The organism is Pseudomonas sp. 7-41 (assembly GCF_021233075.1).
GTDB lineage: Bacteria > Pseudomonadota > Gammaproteobacteria > Pseudomonadales > Pseudomonadaceae > Aquipseudomonas > Aquipseudomonas veronii.
Map to the genome: position 1 here is coordinate 752724 of NZ_CP089551.1, position 18133 is coordinate 770856.

The window sequence follows — 18133 nt, forward strand, 5'->3', positions numbered from 1 at the left end:
GTTTTACTACAAATCGTCGGCCATTTCAGCCTTTCGAATGTATATACGAGTAGTAAAACTACACAAGACTGAGCGGATTGCTCGGTCCGTTAGGTGAGCATAATCGTTATTGTTGATCTTTTGCGAAGAAGAAAAGGTAGAAATTTAATGTTACCTGCCAAAATTTATGAATTTTCAGCTATTTCTAACTTTTGTTCGACAGTCATTCATCGCGCCTGCCTCCTGCGTTCACCACAACAAGGCCTTTACGCGCCGTTCAAGGATAGACCATGAGCCTTCCAACGCTGGCCGAGCTGCCGGCCGTTCTCTTGCCGTTCGCCATTCGGGCCGAACAGTCATTCCGTGACGCAGTGGCCGCGCTGGACGACGATCATGGCCTTTCTGAATGGACGCCGCAACGCTGGGCCGATTTCGCGCGGGTGTGCGCGGCCAGTGATTTCGTGATTGAACAGAGTGTTCGTGACCCGTTGATGTTGCTCGAACTGGTCGCCTGGGGCGAGTTGGACCGTGGCTTTGCGCCGGGCGAGCTGTGCGGGCAGATCGCCGGTGCCGTGCAACAGGCTGAAACAGAAGATGAGTTGGGCCGCGTGCTGCGCCGCCAGCGTACCCGCCAGCAAGTCCGCATCATCTGGCGCGACCTGACCCGCCAGGCGGATCTGGTGCAAACCTGTCGCGACCTCTCCGACATGGCCGACGCCAGCATCGACCAGGCCTACCAGTGGCTGTACCAGCGCCATTGCGCGCAGTTCGGCACGCCGACCGGGCGCCGCAGCGGTGAGCCGCAGCAGATGGTGATCCTCGGCATGGGCAAGCTCGGCGCGGTGGAGCTGAACCTGTCATCCGACATCGACTTGATCTTCGCCTACCCCGAAGGCGGCGAGACGGTGGGGGTGAAGCGCGCCCTGGATAACCAGGAGTTCTTCATTCGCCTGGGGCAAAAACTGATCAAGGCCCTCGACCCGATGACCGTCGACGGTTTTGTCTTCCGTGTCGACATGCGCCTGCGGCCTTACGGTTCGGCGGGCGCGCTGGTGCTCAGCTTCAATGCGTTGGAACAGTATTACCAGGACCAGGGCCGCGACTGGGAGCGCTACGCCATGATCAAGGCGCGCGTGGTGGCCGGCGATCAGGTGGCCGGTGCGCAACTGCTCGACATGCTGCGACCGTTCGTCTACCGCCGCTATTTGGACTTCTCCGCCATCGAAGCGCTGCGCACCATGAAGCAGTTGATCCAGCAGGAAGTGCGGCGCAAGGGCATGGCCGACAACATCAAGCTCGGTTCGGGCGGCATCCGCGAAGTGGAATTTATCGCCCAGGCGTTCCAGCTGATCCATGGCGGGCGCGACCTCAGCCTGCAGCAACGGCCGTTGCTCAAGGTGCTGGGCACCCTGGAAGGCCAGGGCTACCTGCCGCCGGCGGTGATCGCCGAGTTGCGCGATGGCTACGAATTCCTGCGTTACACCGAGCATGCGATCCAGGCGATTGCCGACCGCCAGACCCAGATGCTGCCGGACAGCCCCGAAGACCAGGCGCGCATTGCCTTTATGCTCGGCTTCGCCGATTGGGCCGCGTTCCATGAGCGCCTGATGTACTGGCGTGGGCGGGTAGACTGGCACTTCCGCCAGGTGATCGCTGATCCGGATGAAGAAGACGGCGAAGAAAGCGAACTGGTCGTCGGTGGGGAATGGTTGCCACTGTGGGAAGAGTCCCAGGACGAAGACGCCGCCTGCCGCCAACTGGCCGAAGGTGGCTTCACTGACGCGCCCAAAGCGCTCAAAGCCTTGGCCGGCCTGCGCGGCAGCCCGCAATTGCGCGCCATGCAGCGCCTCGGTCGCGAGCGCCTGGATGCGTTTATCCCGCGTCTGCTGGCGCAGGCCGTCGAGCACGCCAACCCGGACCTGGTGCTGGAGCGCGTCTTGCCGCTGGTGGAAGCCGTCGCCCGCCGGTCCGCCTACCTGGTGTTGCTCACGGAAAACCCCGACGCCCTGCGGCGCCTGTTGACCTTGTGCGCCGCCAGCCCGTGGATCGCCGAACAGATCACCCGCTTCCCGCTGCTGCTCGACGAATTGCTCAACGAAGGCCGCTTGTTCAAGCCGCCGTTGGCGCCGGAACTCGCCGCCGAACTGCGCGAACGCCTTACGCGTATCCCCGAAGACGACCTTGAGCAGCAGATGGAAGCGCTGCGGCACTTCAAGCTGGCTCACCGCTTGCGCGTGGCCGCCTCGGAAATCGCCGGCAGCCTGCCGCTGATGAAAGTCAGCGATTACCTGACCTGGCTCGCCGAAGCCATCCTCGAACAAGTGCTGGCCCTGGCCTGGCGCCAGACCGTCGCCCGCCACGGCGCGCCGCAGCGGTTGGATGGCAGCGTGTGCGATCCTGGGTTCATCATTGTCGGTTATGGGAAAGTCGGCGGCATCGAATTGGGGCATGGTTCGGACCTGGACTTGGTGTTTATCCATGACGGCGACCCGCAGGCCGAAACCGATGGCGCCAAGCCGATCGACGGCGCGCAGTTTTTCACGCGCCTGGGCCAGCGGATCATTCACTTGCTGACCACCCAGACCAACTCGGGGCAATTGTATGAAGTGGACATGCGCCTGCGACCGTCGGGCGCATCCGGTTTGCTGGTGAGCTCCCTCGGCGCCTTTGCGCGCTATCAGGAAAACGAAGCCTGGACCTGGGAACATCAGGCGCTGATCCGCGCGCGGGTGTTGGTGGGCAGCCAGGACGTGGGCCGCGCCTTCGAACAGGTGCGGGCCAAGGTGTTGGGCCGTGAACGCGACTTGACGAAGCTGCGCCAGGAGGTCAGCGAGATGCGCGCCAAGATGCGCGATAACCTCGGGACCCGGGCCACGGCGGCCGGTACCGGCGCGAATGCCTTCGAACCGACGGTGGCGTTCGACCTCAAGCAGGACGCCGGAGGTATCGTCGATATTGAATTTATGGTGCAATACGCCGCTTTGGCATGGTCTGCGCAACATCCATCGTTGCTGCGCTACACCGACAATATCCGCATTCTGGAGGGCCTGGAGCAGGTCGGGCTGATGCCCGCCGCCGATGCCCATTTACTGCGCGAGGTATATAAGGCCTACCGTTCCGCGGCGCACCGCCAGGCTTTGCAGAACGAAGCCGGTACGGTGGCCGGGGATCAGTTCGCCGACGAACGGCGCCAGGTGATGCGAATCTGGCAGGCGCTGGGGTTAAGCTGACACTCGATTAAATGAGCGACGCCAATCTAATGTGGAAACCGGCTTCATGTGGGAGCAGGCTTGCTCGTGATGCAGGCGCTGCGGTCTGTCTAGCGGACCGCGGTGATGCTATCGCGAGCGAGCCCGCTGCCACACAAAGTGCGATCTACAGTAATCATCGAGGCGGGGAGGCGTAAGCCTCCCCGCATCGTTTGTGGAAACTACATGAATATTCTGATCGTTGGGCCCAGCTGGGTCGGTGACATGGTGATGGCGCAGACACTGTTCCAGTGCCTCAAACAACGTCATCCCGACTGCCAAATCGACGTGCTCGCCCCTGAGTGGAGCCGGCCGATCCTTGAGCGCATGCCGCAAGTGCGCCAGGCCTTGAGCTTCCCGCTCGGCCATGGCGCCCTCGAACTGGCGACCCGCCGTCGCATCGGCAAATCCCTGGCCGGGCAGTACGACCAGGCGATCTTGCTGCCCAACTCGATGAAATCGGCGCTGGTGCCGTTTTTCGCCGGCATTCCCAAGCGCACCGGTTGGCGCGGCGAGTTTCGCTACGGTCTGCTCAACGACGTGCGCAAGCTCGACAAGGCGCGCTACCCGCTGATGATCGAACGCTTCATGGCCCTGGCCTACGCGCCGGGTGCCGAGTTGCCGACGCCGTATCCGCGCCCGAGCCTGCAGATCGACCCGATCACCCGCGACGCGGCCCTGGCCAAGTTCAGCCTGGCCCTCGACCGTCCGGTGCTCGCGCTGTGCCCCGGTGCCGAGTTTGGCGAGTCCAAGCGCTGGCCGTCGGAGCATTACGCCAAAGTCGCGGAGACGAAGATCCGCGAAGGCTGGCAGGTGTGGCTGTTCGGCTCGAAGAACGATCATGCGGTGGGTGAAGACATCCGCCAGCGCCTGATCCCCGGCCTGCGCGAAGAAGCGGTGAACCTCAGTGGCGACACCTCGCTGGCCGAGGCCATCGACTTGCTGTCCTGCGCGGATGCGGTGGTGTCCAACGACTCCGGGCTGATGCACGTCGCGGCGGCGCTGAACCGCCCGCTGGTCGCGGTGTACGGCTCGACCTCCCCAGGGTTTACCCCGCCGTTGGCCGACAAGGTCGAAGTGGTGCGCCTGGGCCTGGAATGCAGCCCGTGTTTTGACCGCACCTGCCGTTTCGGCCACTACAACTGCCTGCGCCAGTTGTTGCCGCAACCGGTCAACGAAGCCTTGCAGCGGTTGCAGGGCACTGTGGTCGAGGTTCACTGAGTTGCGGGTACTGGTAATCAAGACCTCATCCCTGGGCGACGTGATTCATGCGTTGCCGGCACTGACCGATGCGGCGCGGGCGATCCCGGGCATTCGATTCGACTGGGTGGTGGAAGAAGGCTTTGCCGAGATCCCCACCTGGCACCCGGCGGTGGACAAGGTGATCCCGGTGGCGATTCGCCGCTGGCGCAAGAACCTCTGGCAAACCTTCAAAAGTGGCGAATGGCGGCGCTTCAAGCAGCGTATCCAGTCAACCAAATACGACTTGGTGATCGACGCCCAGGGCCTGCTCAAAAGCGCCTGGCTGACCCGCTACGTGCGCGCCCCGGTGGCCGGGTTTGACAAAAACTCGGCGCGTGAACCGATCGCGGCGCGCTTTTATTCGCGGCGCCTGGCCGTGGCCCGCGGGCAGCACGCGGTGGAGCGCCTGCGCCAGCTGTTCGCCGTGGCCCTCGGCTATGACTTGCCCAAGGCCCTGGGCGACTACGGCCTGAGCGTCGACAAGCTGCTCGGCCTGCCGCCGAAAAAGCCGTTTGTATTGTTGCTGCACGGCACCACCTGGGACACCAAGCACTGGCCCGAAGCCTACTGGCGCGAGCTGGCCGAGCGCATGGGCCGCCTGGGCGTGGACGTGAAGTTGCCATGGGGCAATGCCGCCGAAAAGGCCCGCGCCGAACGCCTGGCCCTGGGCCTGGACAACGCCGAGGTGCTGCCCAAACTGAACCTGGCCGGCGTCGCCCGCGTGCTCGCCGGCGCCCGCGCCTGCGTTGCGGTGGACACCGGCCTCGGGCACCTGGCTGCAGCCCTGGACGTGCCGACCATTTCGCTGTTCGGCCCCACCAACCCCGGCCTGACCGGCGCCTACGGCAAGAGCCAGATTCACCTGGCCAGCGACTTCCCGTGTGCGCCCTGCCTGCTGAAACAGTGTACCTATCAACCCACGGCCGACGATCTGCGTCGGTTCGACATCAAGCGCGAATCGCCCCTGTGCTTCACGCGGCTGAACCCTGAGCGTGTGGCGAGCCGGCTGAGCACGTTGTTACTGGCCGAGGAGATGCACTGATGCAACTGGCGTTTGTTCTGTACAAGTATTTTCCGTTCGGTGGCTTGCAGCGCGACTTCATGCGTATCGCCCTGGAGTGCCAGCAGCGCGGTCATCAGATCCGTGTCTACACCCTGATCTGGGAAGGCGATGTACCGCCCGGTTTCGAAGTGCTGGTGGCGCCGGTCAAGGCGCTGTTCAACCATCGCCGCAACGAAAAACTCTACGCCTGGATTCAGGCCGACCTGGCCAAGCGCCCGGTGGACCGCGTGGTCGGGTTCAATAAAATGCCCGGGCTGGACCTGTACTTCGCCGCCGATGGCGTGTTTGAAGACAAGGCACAAACCCTGCGCAACCCGATGTACCGCTGGTTCGGCCGCTACAAACACTTTGCCGAGTACGAGCGCGCCGTCTTCGAACAGAGCGCCAAGACCCAGATCATGGTGCTCTCGGCCCATCAGCAGGAATTGTTCACGCGTTACTACGGCACCCAGGCGCAGCGCTTTCATTTGCTGCCGCCGGGCATCGCCCGTGACCGGCGCGCGCCGCCGAATGCCGCGCAGATCCGCGCACAGTTTCGCGATGAGTTCGGCCTGGCCGAGGACGATTTGCTGTTGGTGCAGATCGGTTCCGGCTTCAAGACCAAGGGCGTCGACCGCAGCCTCAAGGCTGTGGCCGCATTGCCGTCGGCGCTGAAGAAACGTACCCGGCTGTTTGTAATCGGCCAGGACGACCCCAAAGTATTCCAATTACAGAGCGCCGCACTGGGCCTGGGCGAGCAAGTGCATTTTTTCAAGGGGCGCAGCGATATTCCGCGCTTTCTGCTGGGGGCCGACCTGTTGATCCACCCGGCCTACAACGAAGCGGCCGGCATGGTGCTGATCGAGGCGGTTGTCGCCGGCCTGCCGGTGCTGGTGAGCAAGGTCTGCGGTTATGCCTTCTATATCGACAAGGCCGGCAATGGCCGGGTGTTGGACGAGCCGTTCGAACAGGCTCAACTCAATCAATACCTGGTCGATATGCTCGACGATCCACAAGCGCGCGCGACCATGAGTCGCAATGGTCTGGCCTTCGCCGAGACGGCCGACCTCTATAGCATGCCGCAGTACGCTGCGGACCTGATCCTGGCGGAGCCGAACCGATGAAGTTGATGCTTGCCGAACCGTTCAAGACCCTTTGGGCCGGACGCGATGCGTTCGCCGAAGTCGAGAAGCTGGACGGCCTGGTGTACCGCGAACTCGATGCCCGTCGTACCTTGCGTACAGAGGTCGAGGGCCGCGGTTATTTCGTGAAGATTCACCGTGGTATCGGCTGGGCCGAAATCCTCAAGAACCTGATCACCGCGAAGTTGCCGGTATTGGGCGCCGGCCAGGAATGGCGGGCGATCCAGCGCTTGCAGCAAGTCGGCGTGCCGACCATGACCGCCGTGGCTTATGGCGAAAAGGGCAGCAACCCGGCCGACCAGCATTCGTTTATCGTCACCGAAGAGCTGGCGCCCACCGTCAGCCTCGAAGACCTGAGCATGGACTGGCTCAAGCAACCGCCATCGCCAGTCATCAAGCATGCGCTGATCGCCGAAGTGGCGCGCATGACCGGCATGATGCACCGCGCCGGGGTCAACCATCGCGACTGCTATATCTGCCATTTCCTGCTGCACACGGACAAGCCGCTGGTGGCCGATGATTTCAAGTTGTCGGTGATCGATCTGCACCGTGCGCAGGTGCGCTCGAAGATCCCGCTGCGCTGGCGCAACAAGGACCTGGCGGCGCTGTATTTTTCGGCGCTGGATATCGGCCTGACCCAGCGTGACAAGCTGCGTTTTCTCAAGGGCTACTTCCAACAGCCGTTGCGCCAGATTCTCGCCGAAGAGGCCGCACTGCTGCAGTGGCTGGAGCACAAGGCGGCCAAGCTCTACGCGCGCAAACAACGTTACGGGGATGCGCTCTGATGGCGGGTTGGAACCTGGAACCCGCATACGCCGGCCTCGCGGATGATTTTGGAAGCCTTGAAGCGGTGTTCGCCCTGCAAGGCGAGCGGCTGACCCGCGACCCGCTGTCGGAAGTGATCCGGGTGGCGCGCGGCGGGGTCAATTACTACGTCAAGCGCTACGTCGGTGCCGGCAAGGGCCTGCGCCGCTACCTGGGCAAGCCGCGGGTGAAGTCCGAGTGGCAGAACCTCAAGCGTTTCGCCAAGTGGGGCATTCCCACCGCCGACGTGGTCGCCTGGGGCCTGGAGCGCAATGGCCTGGCCTACGCCCGGGGCGCGCTGATCACCCGTGAGTTGCCCAAGACCGAAGACTTGTCGGTGCTGGCCGAGCGCAGCGACGTGCGCCTCAAAGACCCCAAATGGGTCGATGCGGTCAGCCGCCAGCTCGCCGAATACACGCGTACCATGCACGATCATCACTTCACCCATAACGACTTGAAGTGGCGCAACCTGCTGATCGACGACCAGCACACCCTGTACCTGATCGATTGCCCCAACGGCGATTTCTGGCGCGGGTTCTGGCTCAAATACCGCATCACCAAAGACCTGGCCTGCCTGGACAAGGTGGCCAAGTATCACCTGTCGGCCACCCAGCGCCTGCGCTTCTACCTGCAATACCGCCAGCGCGCGCACCTGAGTGCGTCGGACAAACAGCGAATTCGCCATGTGGTGAAGTTTTTCGAGGGACGCGAATGAGTGATTTCCTGGCGGCCGAAGACCGCGCTCTGCTGGAGCGCAACGGTCTGGCCAGTTTCGATGCCCTGTGGGCCAAGCAACTGGACGCGGTGGACGAGCCGAACACCAGCCGTGGCGGCTGGAGCAGCGTGTTCCGCCTGGAGCTCGACGGCCACGGTTACTACCTCAAGCGCCAGAGCAACTACCTCACGCGCAGCTTGCACCGACCGTTTGGCGAGCCGAGTTTTTCCCGCGAGTTTCGTAACATCAGCCGTTATCGCGCGTTGGGTATCCCGGCCTTGCAGGCGGCGTTCTACGGTGAGCGCAAAGTCGCTGGCGAGCACCGCGCGATGCTGTTGACCCGCGCCCTGGACGGCTGGAATGACCTGGAGTCGTTGCTCGAACAGTGGCCGCAACTGAGCGACCCCCAGCACCGTGCGATCCTGTTGGCCTGTGGCCAATTGGCGCGCCGTCTGCACGGCGTGGGACAGGTCCACGGGTGTTTTTACCCCAAGCATATTTTCCTGCAGGCCACCGGCGACGGTTATGCCGCGCAGTTGATCGACCTGGAGAAAACCCGCCCGCTGCTGTTTGGCTGGCGTGACCGGGTCAAGGACCTGGAGCCGCTGTTGCGCCGTGCGCCGCAGTGGTCGGATGCGCAAACGCATCACCTGCTGGCGGCGTATCTGGAACAACCTGAAGACAGCCCGCTGGTCGCCACCTGGCAGCAGCGCCTGACCGCTCGCCGCAGCCACAAGGAGCACCGTTAATGCGTTTATCCGCGCTGAAGCAGGCCGGGCGCAGCCCAAGCCTGCCGCTGACCATCGAACTGGCGGACGCCGCAGGCCCTGGTCAATTGCAATTGCTCAGCCTGTTGCGCGTGTTGCCGGGCCAGCGCTATGTAGGTGCCGGTGTCTGGCGCGGTCGCGCGGTGTTGGCCAAGTTGTTGGTGGGCAGCAAGGCGGCGCGGCATTTTCAGCGTGAGCTCAACGGCGTGCGCCTGCTGGCCGAGCAAGGCCTGACCACGCCGCTGCTGCTGGCCGACGGTTTGCAGGAAGGCGAGGGCGGCTGGCTGCTGTTTGAGTTTATCGACGGTGCCGAAAGCCTGGCCGACGCCTGGCAAGCGGTCGAAGGCCTGCCGCCGTTGGCCGATGAGCAGACCGCTGTGCTCGCCGAAGCGCTGGACGCGATCGCCCGCATGCATGCCAAGGGCCTGTGGCAGGAAGACCTGCACCTGGATAACCTGCTGCGCCAGGGCGGCAAGCTGTACCTGATCGATGGTGCCGGGATCTGCGTGGAACAGGCGGGCCAGCCGCTGTCGCGCAACCGGGTGCTGGAAAACCTCGGGGTGTTTTTCGCCCAGTTGCCGAAAAACCTCACGCCGTTTACCGAAGAGTTGCTGGTGTATTACCTGCTGAGCAACGGCGAGCATGCGTTACCGCTCGAAGCCCTGGAGAAGCAGGTGCGCAAGGTCAGCGCCTGGCGCCTGAAGGACTTCCTCGACAAGGTCGGCCGCGAATGCACACTGTTCAGCGTGGTGCGCGGCGCGTTTGGCTTGCGGGCGATCCGTCGCGAGGAGGAGCGCGCGATGCTGCCGGTGCTGGAGCAGGCCGATGCCTTGCTCGACCAGGGGCATTTGTACAAGACCGGCGGTGCGGCCAGCGTGGCCAAGGTCGAAGTGGCCGGCCGGCCGCTGGTGATCAAACGCTACAACATCAAGGGCTTCGCCCATTGGCTCAAGCGTTTCTGGCGCCCGAGCCGCGCCTGGCATTCCTGGCGCGAAGGCAATCGCCTGGCGTTCCTCGGCATTGCCACACCCAAGCCGCTGGCCGTGCTGGAAAAGCGCTTTTTCTGGCTGCGCAGCCGCGCTTACCTGGTCACTGAATACCTGCCGGGGCCGGACATCATCGAGCGCTTCGCACCGTATGTGGAGCAGGGCGACGCGCCTGAAAACGAACTGCTGGCGCTGGACCACCTGTTCGCCGAGCTGATACGCGAGCGCATCAGCCATGGCGATTTCAAGGGCCATAACCTGTTCTGGCACGACGGCCGCTGGGCCTTGATCGACCTGGATGCGATGCGCCAGCACCGCTCCGACGCCAGCTTCGCCACGGCGTTTGCCAAGGACCGCGCACGCTTCATGCGTAATTGGCCGCAAGGCAGTGCGCTGTATCAGGTCATCGATCAGCGTTTGCCGAAGGAAGTCGGCGGCGCCGGCTGACGGTCGAGCGGGGTTTTCAGGTAGGACGCGGTCAAGTGTGGGGGCGGGCTTGCAGGGGCCTGTCCCCCAGCAGCCAGTTGGCCTGCACGAACTGCTCGAATCTGGCAATTATGTATCATTTTATACAATGCCCGGTTGCGAGGCTGTCTTGATACGGGTTGCGGGCTTTAAGTAAGTTAGAAGTTGAAACGGATTCGGCGGATAGCGCGAAGTGTGCTGGCTTATATCAGACTTGTCCTAGAGCAATTTATTGGGGCAAGGTATTTGTTTGGTTGTATTGTACTTCTTGTTTTAAACGGATACATGTGTGGCGCATGTTGCGGGTTGAGCATTCTTTTGTCGTTCTATAAATTTGTTCTACAGCCGATGAGGTTGTTCAATTATTTATAGGAGGTTTTTATGTCGTCTATCAATGCTAACTCAAACGTGGCTGCTGATTATCAGAGGTACGAAAATAATAACTTTAATGAGAAGGGGCAAAACAATCCGCTGGATCAGGCGGCCGGGGAAGATGCTGAGTATTTGGATGCGCAAAATCAGCCGATTGATCATGAGATTCAATCCGACGGTAATGGTGGTTTCTATCAGCCGGGTACGGGCAGGGGGCAGCCGGGTAATGGTGAACCGGGGTTAGGAAGCATCAACGTTGGAGCGGGGCATCAAATTGACTTTGATGGTGCGGAGCCTCCGCGGTCGCTGCACTATTAAGGCGCCCGTGGGCGTGTAACGTCGAAAAGAATGCTGCTGCATGGGTATGCGCAGCATTCATGTCGTCTCGTTGTTATTGCGTTTTTTGGGTAATGGGTTTCATGCCGTTGATCATGTTGATAGTTGCAGGTGCGGTTTAAAGGAAGGGTTGGTTTGAACGTTAACCAAGCGTATTGATTTGCCCGTCAGTGCTCTTTGCTCCGGTGTGTTCGCGGCGCGAAGCAACTAATCCTGTATTGTCTTATCGGAACTTTCTCACATGACGTATCGGTGTGCCGGTGTAGGCTATCTTCGCTGGCGATGTTAGTGTGGTCGACCCTCTATGCTGAACGGTGTCGTTCATGATCCGTATGTACCCTGTGTTGCTTGCTGCTCTCCTGGCAATCTCCGGTTGCGGGACCATCAACACCGTCTTTCGCCCGGACGCTGTCGCCAGCCAGAACCTCAAGGAGTCGCGCAGCTACTGCGAAAATATCCCGCGCATCTACAGTGGGGTGATCTACGGGTTTTGTACGCTCAATGCTGAGCCCGCCCCAGAAAAAAGCCTGAATGACCGAGCCCTGTCGGACCACGAGAACAATGCTTTCCCGATCATCGCCATCGAGTTCATCGGCTCTGGCGTGCTAGACACCCTGGTCCTGCCCTACACGATCTACCGTCAGAACAAGGACGGCAGCATCGAGATCTTCCGCTGAACCTCCTCGACGCTCGCCGCTAACAGCTTCCTCCTGCTTTTGAGCTATAATCCCGCCCTTTAGCTGTTTCTCGCCCAGGCGAGAGGCACACTTTTTTCAGGCGTAACGCGCCTGCATGCAGACTAAAAGAGGCTAGACCCCTGTGGCATTGACGATTCTTGGCCTGTCCGGCGCCCTTAGCCATGATCCTTCCGCAGCCCTGTATATCGACGGCAAGCTGATCGCGGCCGCCGAAGAAGAACGCTTCGTGCGCGACAAGCATGCAAAGCACCGCATGCCCTACGAATCGGCGAAATTCTGCCTGGAACAGGCCGGCATCAAGCCCTCCGACGTTGATGTGGTCGCGATCCCGTTCGCCCCGATCAGCCTGTTCGGCGAAGCGCGCTGGCACTATGCCAAGCGTTACTGGTACGCCCCGGACCGCGCTCTCGATGCGATCCTGATGGGCAACCGGCGCTACAAGCGCTACCGCAACAAGATCGTCTGGTGCCTGGAACAGCTGGGCTTCGATCCGAAGAAAATCAAGATCGAGCCGGTTGAACACCACTTGGCCCACGCCTCCAGTGCCTACCACTGCTCCGGCTTCAAGGAGAAAACCGCGATCCTGGGGATCGACGGCAAGGGTGAGTACGCCACCACGTTCTTCGGCTACGGCGAAAACGGCAAGATCCACAAGATCAAGGAATTCTACGATCCGGACTCCCTCGGCGGCCTGTACGGCGCGGTCACCGAGTTTCTCGGTTTCGAGATGCTCGACGGCGAGTTCAAGGTCATGGGCATGGCGCCTTATGGCGATGCCAGCAAGTACGATTTCTCGCGCCTGGCCTCCTTTGAAAACGGCGAGCTGGTGATCAACACCGACTACGCCAACGTCATCGGCCTGCGTCGTTATAAAGAGAAGGGCAAGGGTTTCTACTTCTCGCCCAAACTGATCGAGTGGCTGGGGCCCAAGCGCGAAGGCGACATCGCCGACGAGCCGTACATCCACTACGCGGCCAGCATGCAGGCGCTGTTCGAGAAGCTGTCCCTGCAGATGATCGACTACTACCTGGGCGACATCCTCAAGGAAACCGGCAAGCTGGCCTTCGCCGGCGGCTGTGCGCTGAACGTCAAGCTGAACCAGAAGATCATTGCCCGTGACGACGTGAAAGAGCTGTTCGTGCAACCGGCGTCCGGCGATGCCGGCACCGCCGTGGGCGCCGCCGCTTACGTGTCCAACGCCCGTGGTGTGCCGGTGGAGAAGATGGAACACGTCTACCTCGGCCCGTCCTACAGCAACGAAGACGTGATCGCCGCTTGCGCCAAGCACCCGAGCAAGCCGGACTGGCGCAAGATCGACAGCATGCCTAAACGCATCGCCAAGATCATGGTCGACGGCAACCCGGTGGCCTGGTTCCAGGGGCGCATGGAGTTTGGCCCGCGTGCCTTGGGCGGTCGTTCGATCATTGGCTGCCCGAGCGCTACCGGCGTGGCGGACCGTATCAACCACCAGATCAAGTTCCGCGAGCGCTGGAGGCCTTTCTGCCCGTCGATGCTCGACACCGTGGCCCCGCTGATGATCAAGGTCGATCACCCGGCGCCGTTCATGACCTTCACCTTTGAAGTGTCGGAAGAGTGGAAAACCCGCGTGCCGGAAGTGGTCCATGAGGACGGCACGTCCCGCGCCCAGGTGCTCAAGCGCGAATACAACCCGCGCTACTACGACATGATGAAAGAGCTCGAAGTGCTGACCGGCAACGGCGTGTCCCTGAACACTTCGCTCAACCGTCGTGGCGAAGCGATGATCTGCTCGCCGACCGATGCGCTGAACATGTTCTTCGGTTCCGACCTGCAGTACCTGATCATGGAAGACATCCTGGTGGTCAAGGACGGCGTGGACCCTTATGACGCTGTGGTTTAAATGCTGAATCGCTTCCAGGGTTGGCGTGAACGCGGCTGGGTACCTGTCGAGGCCGAGGTCTACGCCCAGGCCTGGCAGCGGTTTGGCGGCAGCGTGGCGACGCATCCGCTGATCGTCGAACGGTTGGCGGACCTGGCGCAGATTCCGGTGCGCTACCTGGGCTGGGAGCAGGACGGCGAACTCAAGGGCGCGATTGCCACCTGGGGGCGCGACCTGGCCCTGTCCAAGGACGTGCTCAAGCGGCGCGGCAAGAAAGGCGTGTTCGATCTGGGCAATGCCGAAATCATCCTGCCGATCGCCGCCGACGCGCAGTTGCCGGTACGCCACCGTGGGCGCTACCTGTCGGCGTTGAACGAGGGGCGCGTCAGCACCCTCAAGCCCCAGGCCGAGCAGTTGGCCATGGCGCGCACCCCGGAAGACCTGTCGAAGAAGTTTCGCTACAACCAGCGCCGCGAATTGCGGTTGCTCGAAGAAGCCGGCGGCGTGGTGCGGGCGGTGAGTGAGTTTTCCAGCGGTGAGCTGGCGGCGATCTACTGCGACCTGTTCCAGCGCCGCTGGGGCTTCCCGGCCACCGGCGCCGAGCATCTGGCGCAGGTGCTGGGCTTGCTCAAGGAGTTCCTGGTGGGCTCGGTACTGTTTCTCAACGATGCGCCGATTGCCGTGCAACTGGTGTATCGCGTCGAGGCGCCCGAGTGGGTCAGCATCGAATACGTCAACGGCGGTGTCGACCCCCAGACTCGTGAATTCAGCCCCGGCAGCGTGTTGAGTTTCCTCAATACGCAAAGCGCCTGGGAACAGGCGCGGGCCGTGGATAAACCGCTGCGCTTTTCCTTCGGGCGCGCCGACCGTGAATACAAGGAGCGCTGGTGCAACCCGGTGCCGGTGTTCAGCCTATGAGCCGCAAGCAGCAACTGCTCAAGCGTCATCGGCGCACCAAGCGCATCGCGCTGCTGATTGGCTTGCTGGTGCTGATCGCGGCCGGTGTGCTCGTGGCCTGGTGGCTGCCGTTGATTCTGGCGGTGGTGCTGTGGGCGGCCCATGAAGCCTGGTTTGCCGATCATCTGTTCTATTCGCCCAACGAGGATTATGCCTACGCATTCCCTCACGGCAGTGAAGTGCCAGGCCTGCGCCTGGACGCGGGGCGGCTGTTGCTGGACGCGCCGCTGGCGGCGGACGACACCCTGATCGTCGGCATCGAGCTGCACAGCTCGTGGCTCGGGCGTTTCATCGACCCGGCGGTGGAACTGCTGGGTCTGCAAACGCCGGACCGGCAAGTGTTCGAGCGCGGCGTCGGCGGGCGCCGTTACCTCAATCTGACCGGCGCCGCCGAGGCATTGGCCGCCGGCAAACTGCGGGTGCGCGGGCGTTTTTGCCGGATCAACGGCCAGCCGACGCTGTGGCGTTTCCGTCAGCCGGATTATCGCCAGCAACGTGTGATGGTGATTGCGCCCCATGCCGACGACGCCGAACTGGCGGCCTTCAGCCTGTACAGCCAGGCGGCCGAAAGTTGGATCGTCACGTTGACCGCCGGTGAAATCGAAGCCGAGCATTATCAACAGATGGGCCTGCCCAAGGCGCAAGCGGCGCAACTCAAAGGGCGCCTGCGGGCCTGGGACAGCATTGCCGTGCCGCGCTGGGCCGGCGTTCCCGAAGCACAGTGCGTGCAATTGGGCTACTTCTGCATGCAGTTGGCGGCCATGCAGGCCGCGCCGGACCAGGCTCAAGCCTCCCGCGAGGCGCAATTGAGCGATACGCGGCTGTTTCGTCAGTTCAATGCCTTTGCGCTGCCCGGCGACGTGGACGGCGCGCCGACCTGGCACAACCTGATCGCCGACCTGCGCGCGCTGCTGCTCAAGGCGCGGCCGCAGGTGATCGTGCTGCCGACGCCGTTGCTCGATCCGCACGCCGACCATATCTGCGCTCACGCGGCGATACTGGAAGCCCTGGAGGGCCTGGCGTGGCAGCCCGACACATTGCTCGGTTACGCCAATCACTTGCATGATAACGACCGCTGGCCCATGGGCGACTCGGGCGCCGGCGTGGCCCTGCCGCCGCGTTTCGACACCGCGGACGAACTGGTCCCCTGCAGTTTCACGCTCGCCTTGAGTCAGCAGCAGGACAAGGCCATGGCCCTGGGCATGATGCACGACCTGCAACCGCGCGCGCCGTTCAAGCGCCGTGTGCGTCGCTGGTTGCAACAGGTGCTGGCCGGGCGTAGCCCATCGCCATACGGAGAGAACGAATTCTTCCGCAAGGCTGTGCGTCGGCATGAATTGCTGTGGGTCCTGAAACAGGACTGAGACCTTATTTACGGCAGACCGCATCCGTTTGCCGCACCATTTTTTGCCGGGCTGCGCGCCCGCAGCCAGATCGCTGCATGGAGAGTTATGAAGCCTCGTTTCAAGGTTTTGCAGTTACAGCCGGACTACAACGTCAAGACCAATGACTTCGCCGACCTGGGTGAGCAGATCGTCAAATCGTTGCCGGTTGAACGCTTCGAGGTGACATCGGGGTATCTCAGTGGCCGCCCGTTACCGGGCCAGCCGCTGAGCGTGGCCGAGCACTCCCACTATTTCGAACTGCCGGAGAAGTCCCTCAAGGGCATCCGCTTTGGCGCCATGTGGCAGATCTACAAGTATTGCCGCGAGCAGAAGTTCGATGTGGTCATCTGCAACCGCTTCAAGTCGGTGAACATGATGCTGTCCCTCAACCGCTGGTTGAAGATCCCGCTGTGCATCGGCATCTCCCATGGTTTCGGCGAGTACGCCCGTGGCTACCGCCGGCGTCAGACCCAGCGCTGGGTGAGCCCGGCGTGGCGCTTCGTCGGCGTGTCGGAGGCGGTGCAGGAGTACCTGGTGGCGCTCAATTGCGGGTTCACCCGTGAAAACACCACCTATGTCACCAACGCCATCGACATCCCGCAGGCAGAAGCCTTGCAGTTGCCGCGCGATGAAGCACGCAAAGCCCTGGGCTTGCCGCTGGACGCGCGGATGATCGGCGCCCTGGGCCGCCTGGTGCCGATCAAGGGCCACACGCATCTGCTGCAGGCGTTTGCCACGCTCAAGGACAAATACCCGCAGGCACAGGTGGGGATCATCGGTTCCGGCCGCGCCGAAGCCGACCTGCGTGCCGACATCGAGCGCCTCGGCCTGACCGGTCGCGCGCACCTGTTGGGGTTCCGTGAAGACGGCATGAAGTACGTGCGCGGTTTCGATATCTGGACCATGCCGTCGCTGTTCGAAGGCCTGGGCCTGGCGCTGCTGGAAGGCATGAGCGGGCATTTGCCGGTGATCGCCTCCAACGGTCCGGCGATGCTGCCGCTGGTGCAGGGCGCGGGCGGGCTGTCTCACGATCCGGGCAACGTCGAGCAACTGGCTGCGGCGCTGGATACTTACCTGGCACTGAGCGATGAGCAATTGCGTGCCAAGGGCGAGGAGGTGTTCCGTTACCTGGTAGCCAACCACACTCTGGACGAGTTCAAGCACAAGTACCTGACCCTGATTGAAACCGGTTTGCGTGAAGTAGGTAGAGCATGAATCAGCCACAACCCCTGGTCTCGGTGATCATCGCGTCCTACAACCATGGCCCGTACATCGAGCAGAGCATCCTCAGCGTGCTGGGGCAGACCTACGCGAACATCGAACTGTTGGTGGTCGACGATGGCTCCAAGGACGACAGCGTCGAGCGCATCCGGCGCTTGCAGGCCGAGCACGGCTTTGATTTCCAGGTCCAGCAGAACCAGGGGCTGACCAATACGCTCAACGGCGCGATCGCCCGGGCCAAAGGCACGCTGATCGCGCCGTTCGGTTCCGACGACATCATGTTGCCCGAGCGCATTGCGGCCCAGGTCGCCTATATGGAAGGCAAGCCCAAGGTCGGCATCTGCGCGGGCAACATCGAGTTGATCGATGGCGATGGCCAGCCCTATCCCGACAGGAAGCAGCACCGGGACCTGCCGTTTCGCAGCCTGGACTTCGATGACCTGTTCCTGGACCGCAAGCCGTTCCCACCAGCACCGACCCTGTTGATCCGCCGCGAAGCGCTGGAGCAGGTGGGGGGCTTCGATCCGCTGATTCCGCTGGAAGACTTGCTGATCGAATTGAAGATCACCCACGCCGGCTACACCATCGACGTGTTGAACATGGTCATGGCGCGCTATCGCCAGCACGCCACCAACACGTACAAGAACCATCGCTACATGATTCAGAACATCCTCAAGACTTATGGATTGTTCAGCGAACACCCGTCGTATGACGCGGTGCGCTACAACTTCCTCAACTCGATGTTCCTCAAGACCGCCGACCGTGACCGGCCGCTGGCGCGGGAGATCCTCAAGCAGATCCCGTTGAAGTTCTGGGGGCGCAAGACCCTGCGCGGGCTGGTGCGGTTGTACCTGGCGCCCCTCAGAAGCTGAGGCGGCGGTGGCAGTGACAAAGGCGACTATCAGCAGTGATAGTC

At 62.3% G+C, this 18133-nt stretch carries 15 protein-coding genes; all 15 read left to right on the forward strand.

The annotated features are described in order from the left end of the window. Window positions 1-269 precede the first annotated feature (269 nt). Complete coding sequence (glnE, locus tag LQ249_RS03225) at window positions 270-3209, forward strand: bifunctional [glutamate--ammonia ligase]-adenylyl-L-tyrosine phosphorylase/[glutamate--ammonia-ligase] adenylyltransferase (RefSeq protein WP_046384938.1); 2940 nt, start codon at window positions 270-272, stop codon at window positions 3207-3209. 204 nt (window positions 3210-3413) lie between these two features. Then, the gene (gene waaF, locus LQ249_RS03230) at window positions 3414-4448 is read left to right on the forward strand and encodes a lipopolysaccharide heptosyltransferase II (protein ID WP_017849806.1); all 1035 of its coding nucleotides are present in this window, start codon (window positions 3414-3416) and stop codon (window positions 4446-4448) included. Window position 4449: 1 nt separating this feature from the next. Next, window positions 4450-5511 (forward strand): lipopolysaccharide heptosyltransferase I, encoded by a 1062-nt coding sequence (gene waaC / locus LQ249_RS03235; protein ID WP_017849805.1) that lies wholly within the window; start codon window positions 4450-4452, stop codon window positions 5509-5511. Next, window positions 5511-6635, forward strand: coding sequence for a glycosyltransferase family 4 protein (locus LQ249_RS03240; RefSeq protein WP_046384935.1), 1125 nt, complete (start codon window positions 5511-5513; stop codon window positions 6633-6635). The genes waaC and LQ249_RS03240 overlap by 1 nt, the downstream gene beginning before the upstream one ends. Then, window positions 6632-7438, forward strand: coding sequence for a lipopolysaccharide core heptose(I) kinase RfaP (gene rfaP / locus LQ249_RS03245; RefSeq protein WP_046384934.1), 807 nt, complete (start codon window positions 6632-6634; stop codon window positions 7436-7438). Before LQ249_RS03240 ends, rfaP begins: the two co-directional genes overlap by 4 nt. Next, on the forward strand, window positions 7438-8172 hold the full coding sequence (locus LQ249_RS03250; RefSeq protein ID WP_046384933.1) for a lipopolysaccharide kinase InaA family protein: 735 nt from the start codon (window positions 7438-7440) through the stop codon (window positions 8170-8172). The genes rfaP and LQ249_RS03250 overlap by 1 nt, the downstream gene beginning before the upstream one ends. Next, window positions 8169-8921, forward strand: coding sequence for a lipopolysaccharide kinase InaA family protein (locus LQ249_RS03255; protein WP_232566188.1), 753 nt, complete (start codon window positions 8169-8171; stop codon window positions 8919-8921). The genes LQ249_RS03250 and LQ249_RS03255 overlap by 4 nt, the downstream gene beginning before the upstream one ends. After that, window positions 8921-10372 carry a lipopolysaccharide kinase InaA family protein gene (locus LQ249_RS03260; protein ID WP_232566189.1) on the forward strand — a complete coding sequence of 484 codons (1452 nt, stop codon included), beginning with the start codon at window positions 8921-8923 and terminating at the stop codon, window positions 10370-10372. The genes LQ249_RS03255 and LQ249_RS03260 overlap by 1 nt, the downstream gene beginning before the upstream one ends. Window positions 10373-10771: 399 nt before the next feature. After that, entirely contained in the window at window positions 10772-11080 is a 309-nt protein-coding gene (locus tag LQ249_RS03265) for a hypothetical protein (RefSeq protein WP_017849799.1), read from the forward strand. Between the two features lie 341 nt (window positions 11081-11421). Further along, window positions 11422-11775, forward strand: a complete 354-nt coding sequence (locus LQ249_RS03270) for a YceK/YidQ family lipoprotein (protein WP_057003658.1) — start codon at window positions 11422-11424, stop codon at window positions 11773-11775. A 142-nt stretch (window positions 11776-11917) separates the two neighbouring features. Beyond that, entirely contained in the window at window positions 11918-13675 is a 1758-nt protein-coding gene (locus LQ249_RS03275) for a carbamoyltransferase family protein (RefSeq protein WP_017849797.1), read from the forward strand. Continuing rightward, window positions 13676-14572 (forward strand): antimicrobial resistance protein Mig-14, encoded by an 897-nt coding sequence (locus LQ249_RS03280; protein ID WP_126588435.1) that lies wholly within the window; start codon window positions 13676-13678, stop codon window positions 14570-14572. It begins immediately after the preceding gene. Further along, a complete protein-coding gene (locus tag LQ249_RS03285; RefSeq protein ID WP_232566190.1) occupies window positions 14569-15975 on the forward strand; it encodes a PIG-L deacetylase family protein in 1407 nt (468 codons plus the stop codon). The genes LQ249_RS03280 and LQ249_RS03285 overlap by 4 nt, the downstream gene beginning before the upstream one ends. An 87-nt stretch (window positions 15976-16062) precedes the next feature. Next, window positions 16063-17211, forward strand: a complete 1149-nt coding sequence (locus LQ249_RS03290; RefSeq protein WP_017849794.1) for a glycosyltransferase family 4 protein — start codon at window positions 16063-16065, stop codon at window positions 17209-17211. Next, complete coding sequence (locus tag LQ249_RS03295) at window positions 17208-18089, forward strand: glycosyltransferase (RefSeq protein ID WP_169864673.1); 882 nt, start codon at window positions 17208-17210, stop codon at window positions 18087-18089. Before LQ249_RS03290 ends, LQ249_RS03295 begins: the two co-directional genes overlap by 4 nt. The last annotated feature ends 44 nt before the right edge of the window (window positions 18090-18133 follow it).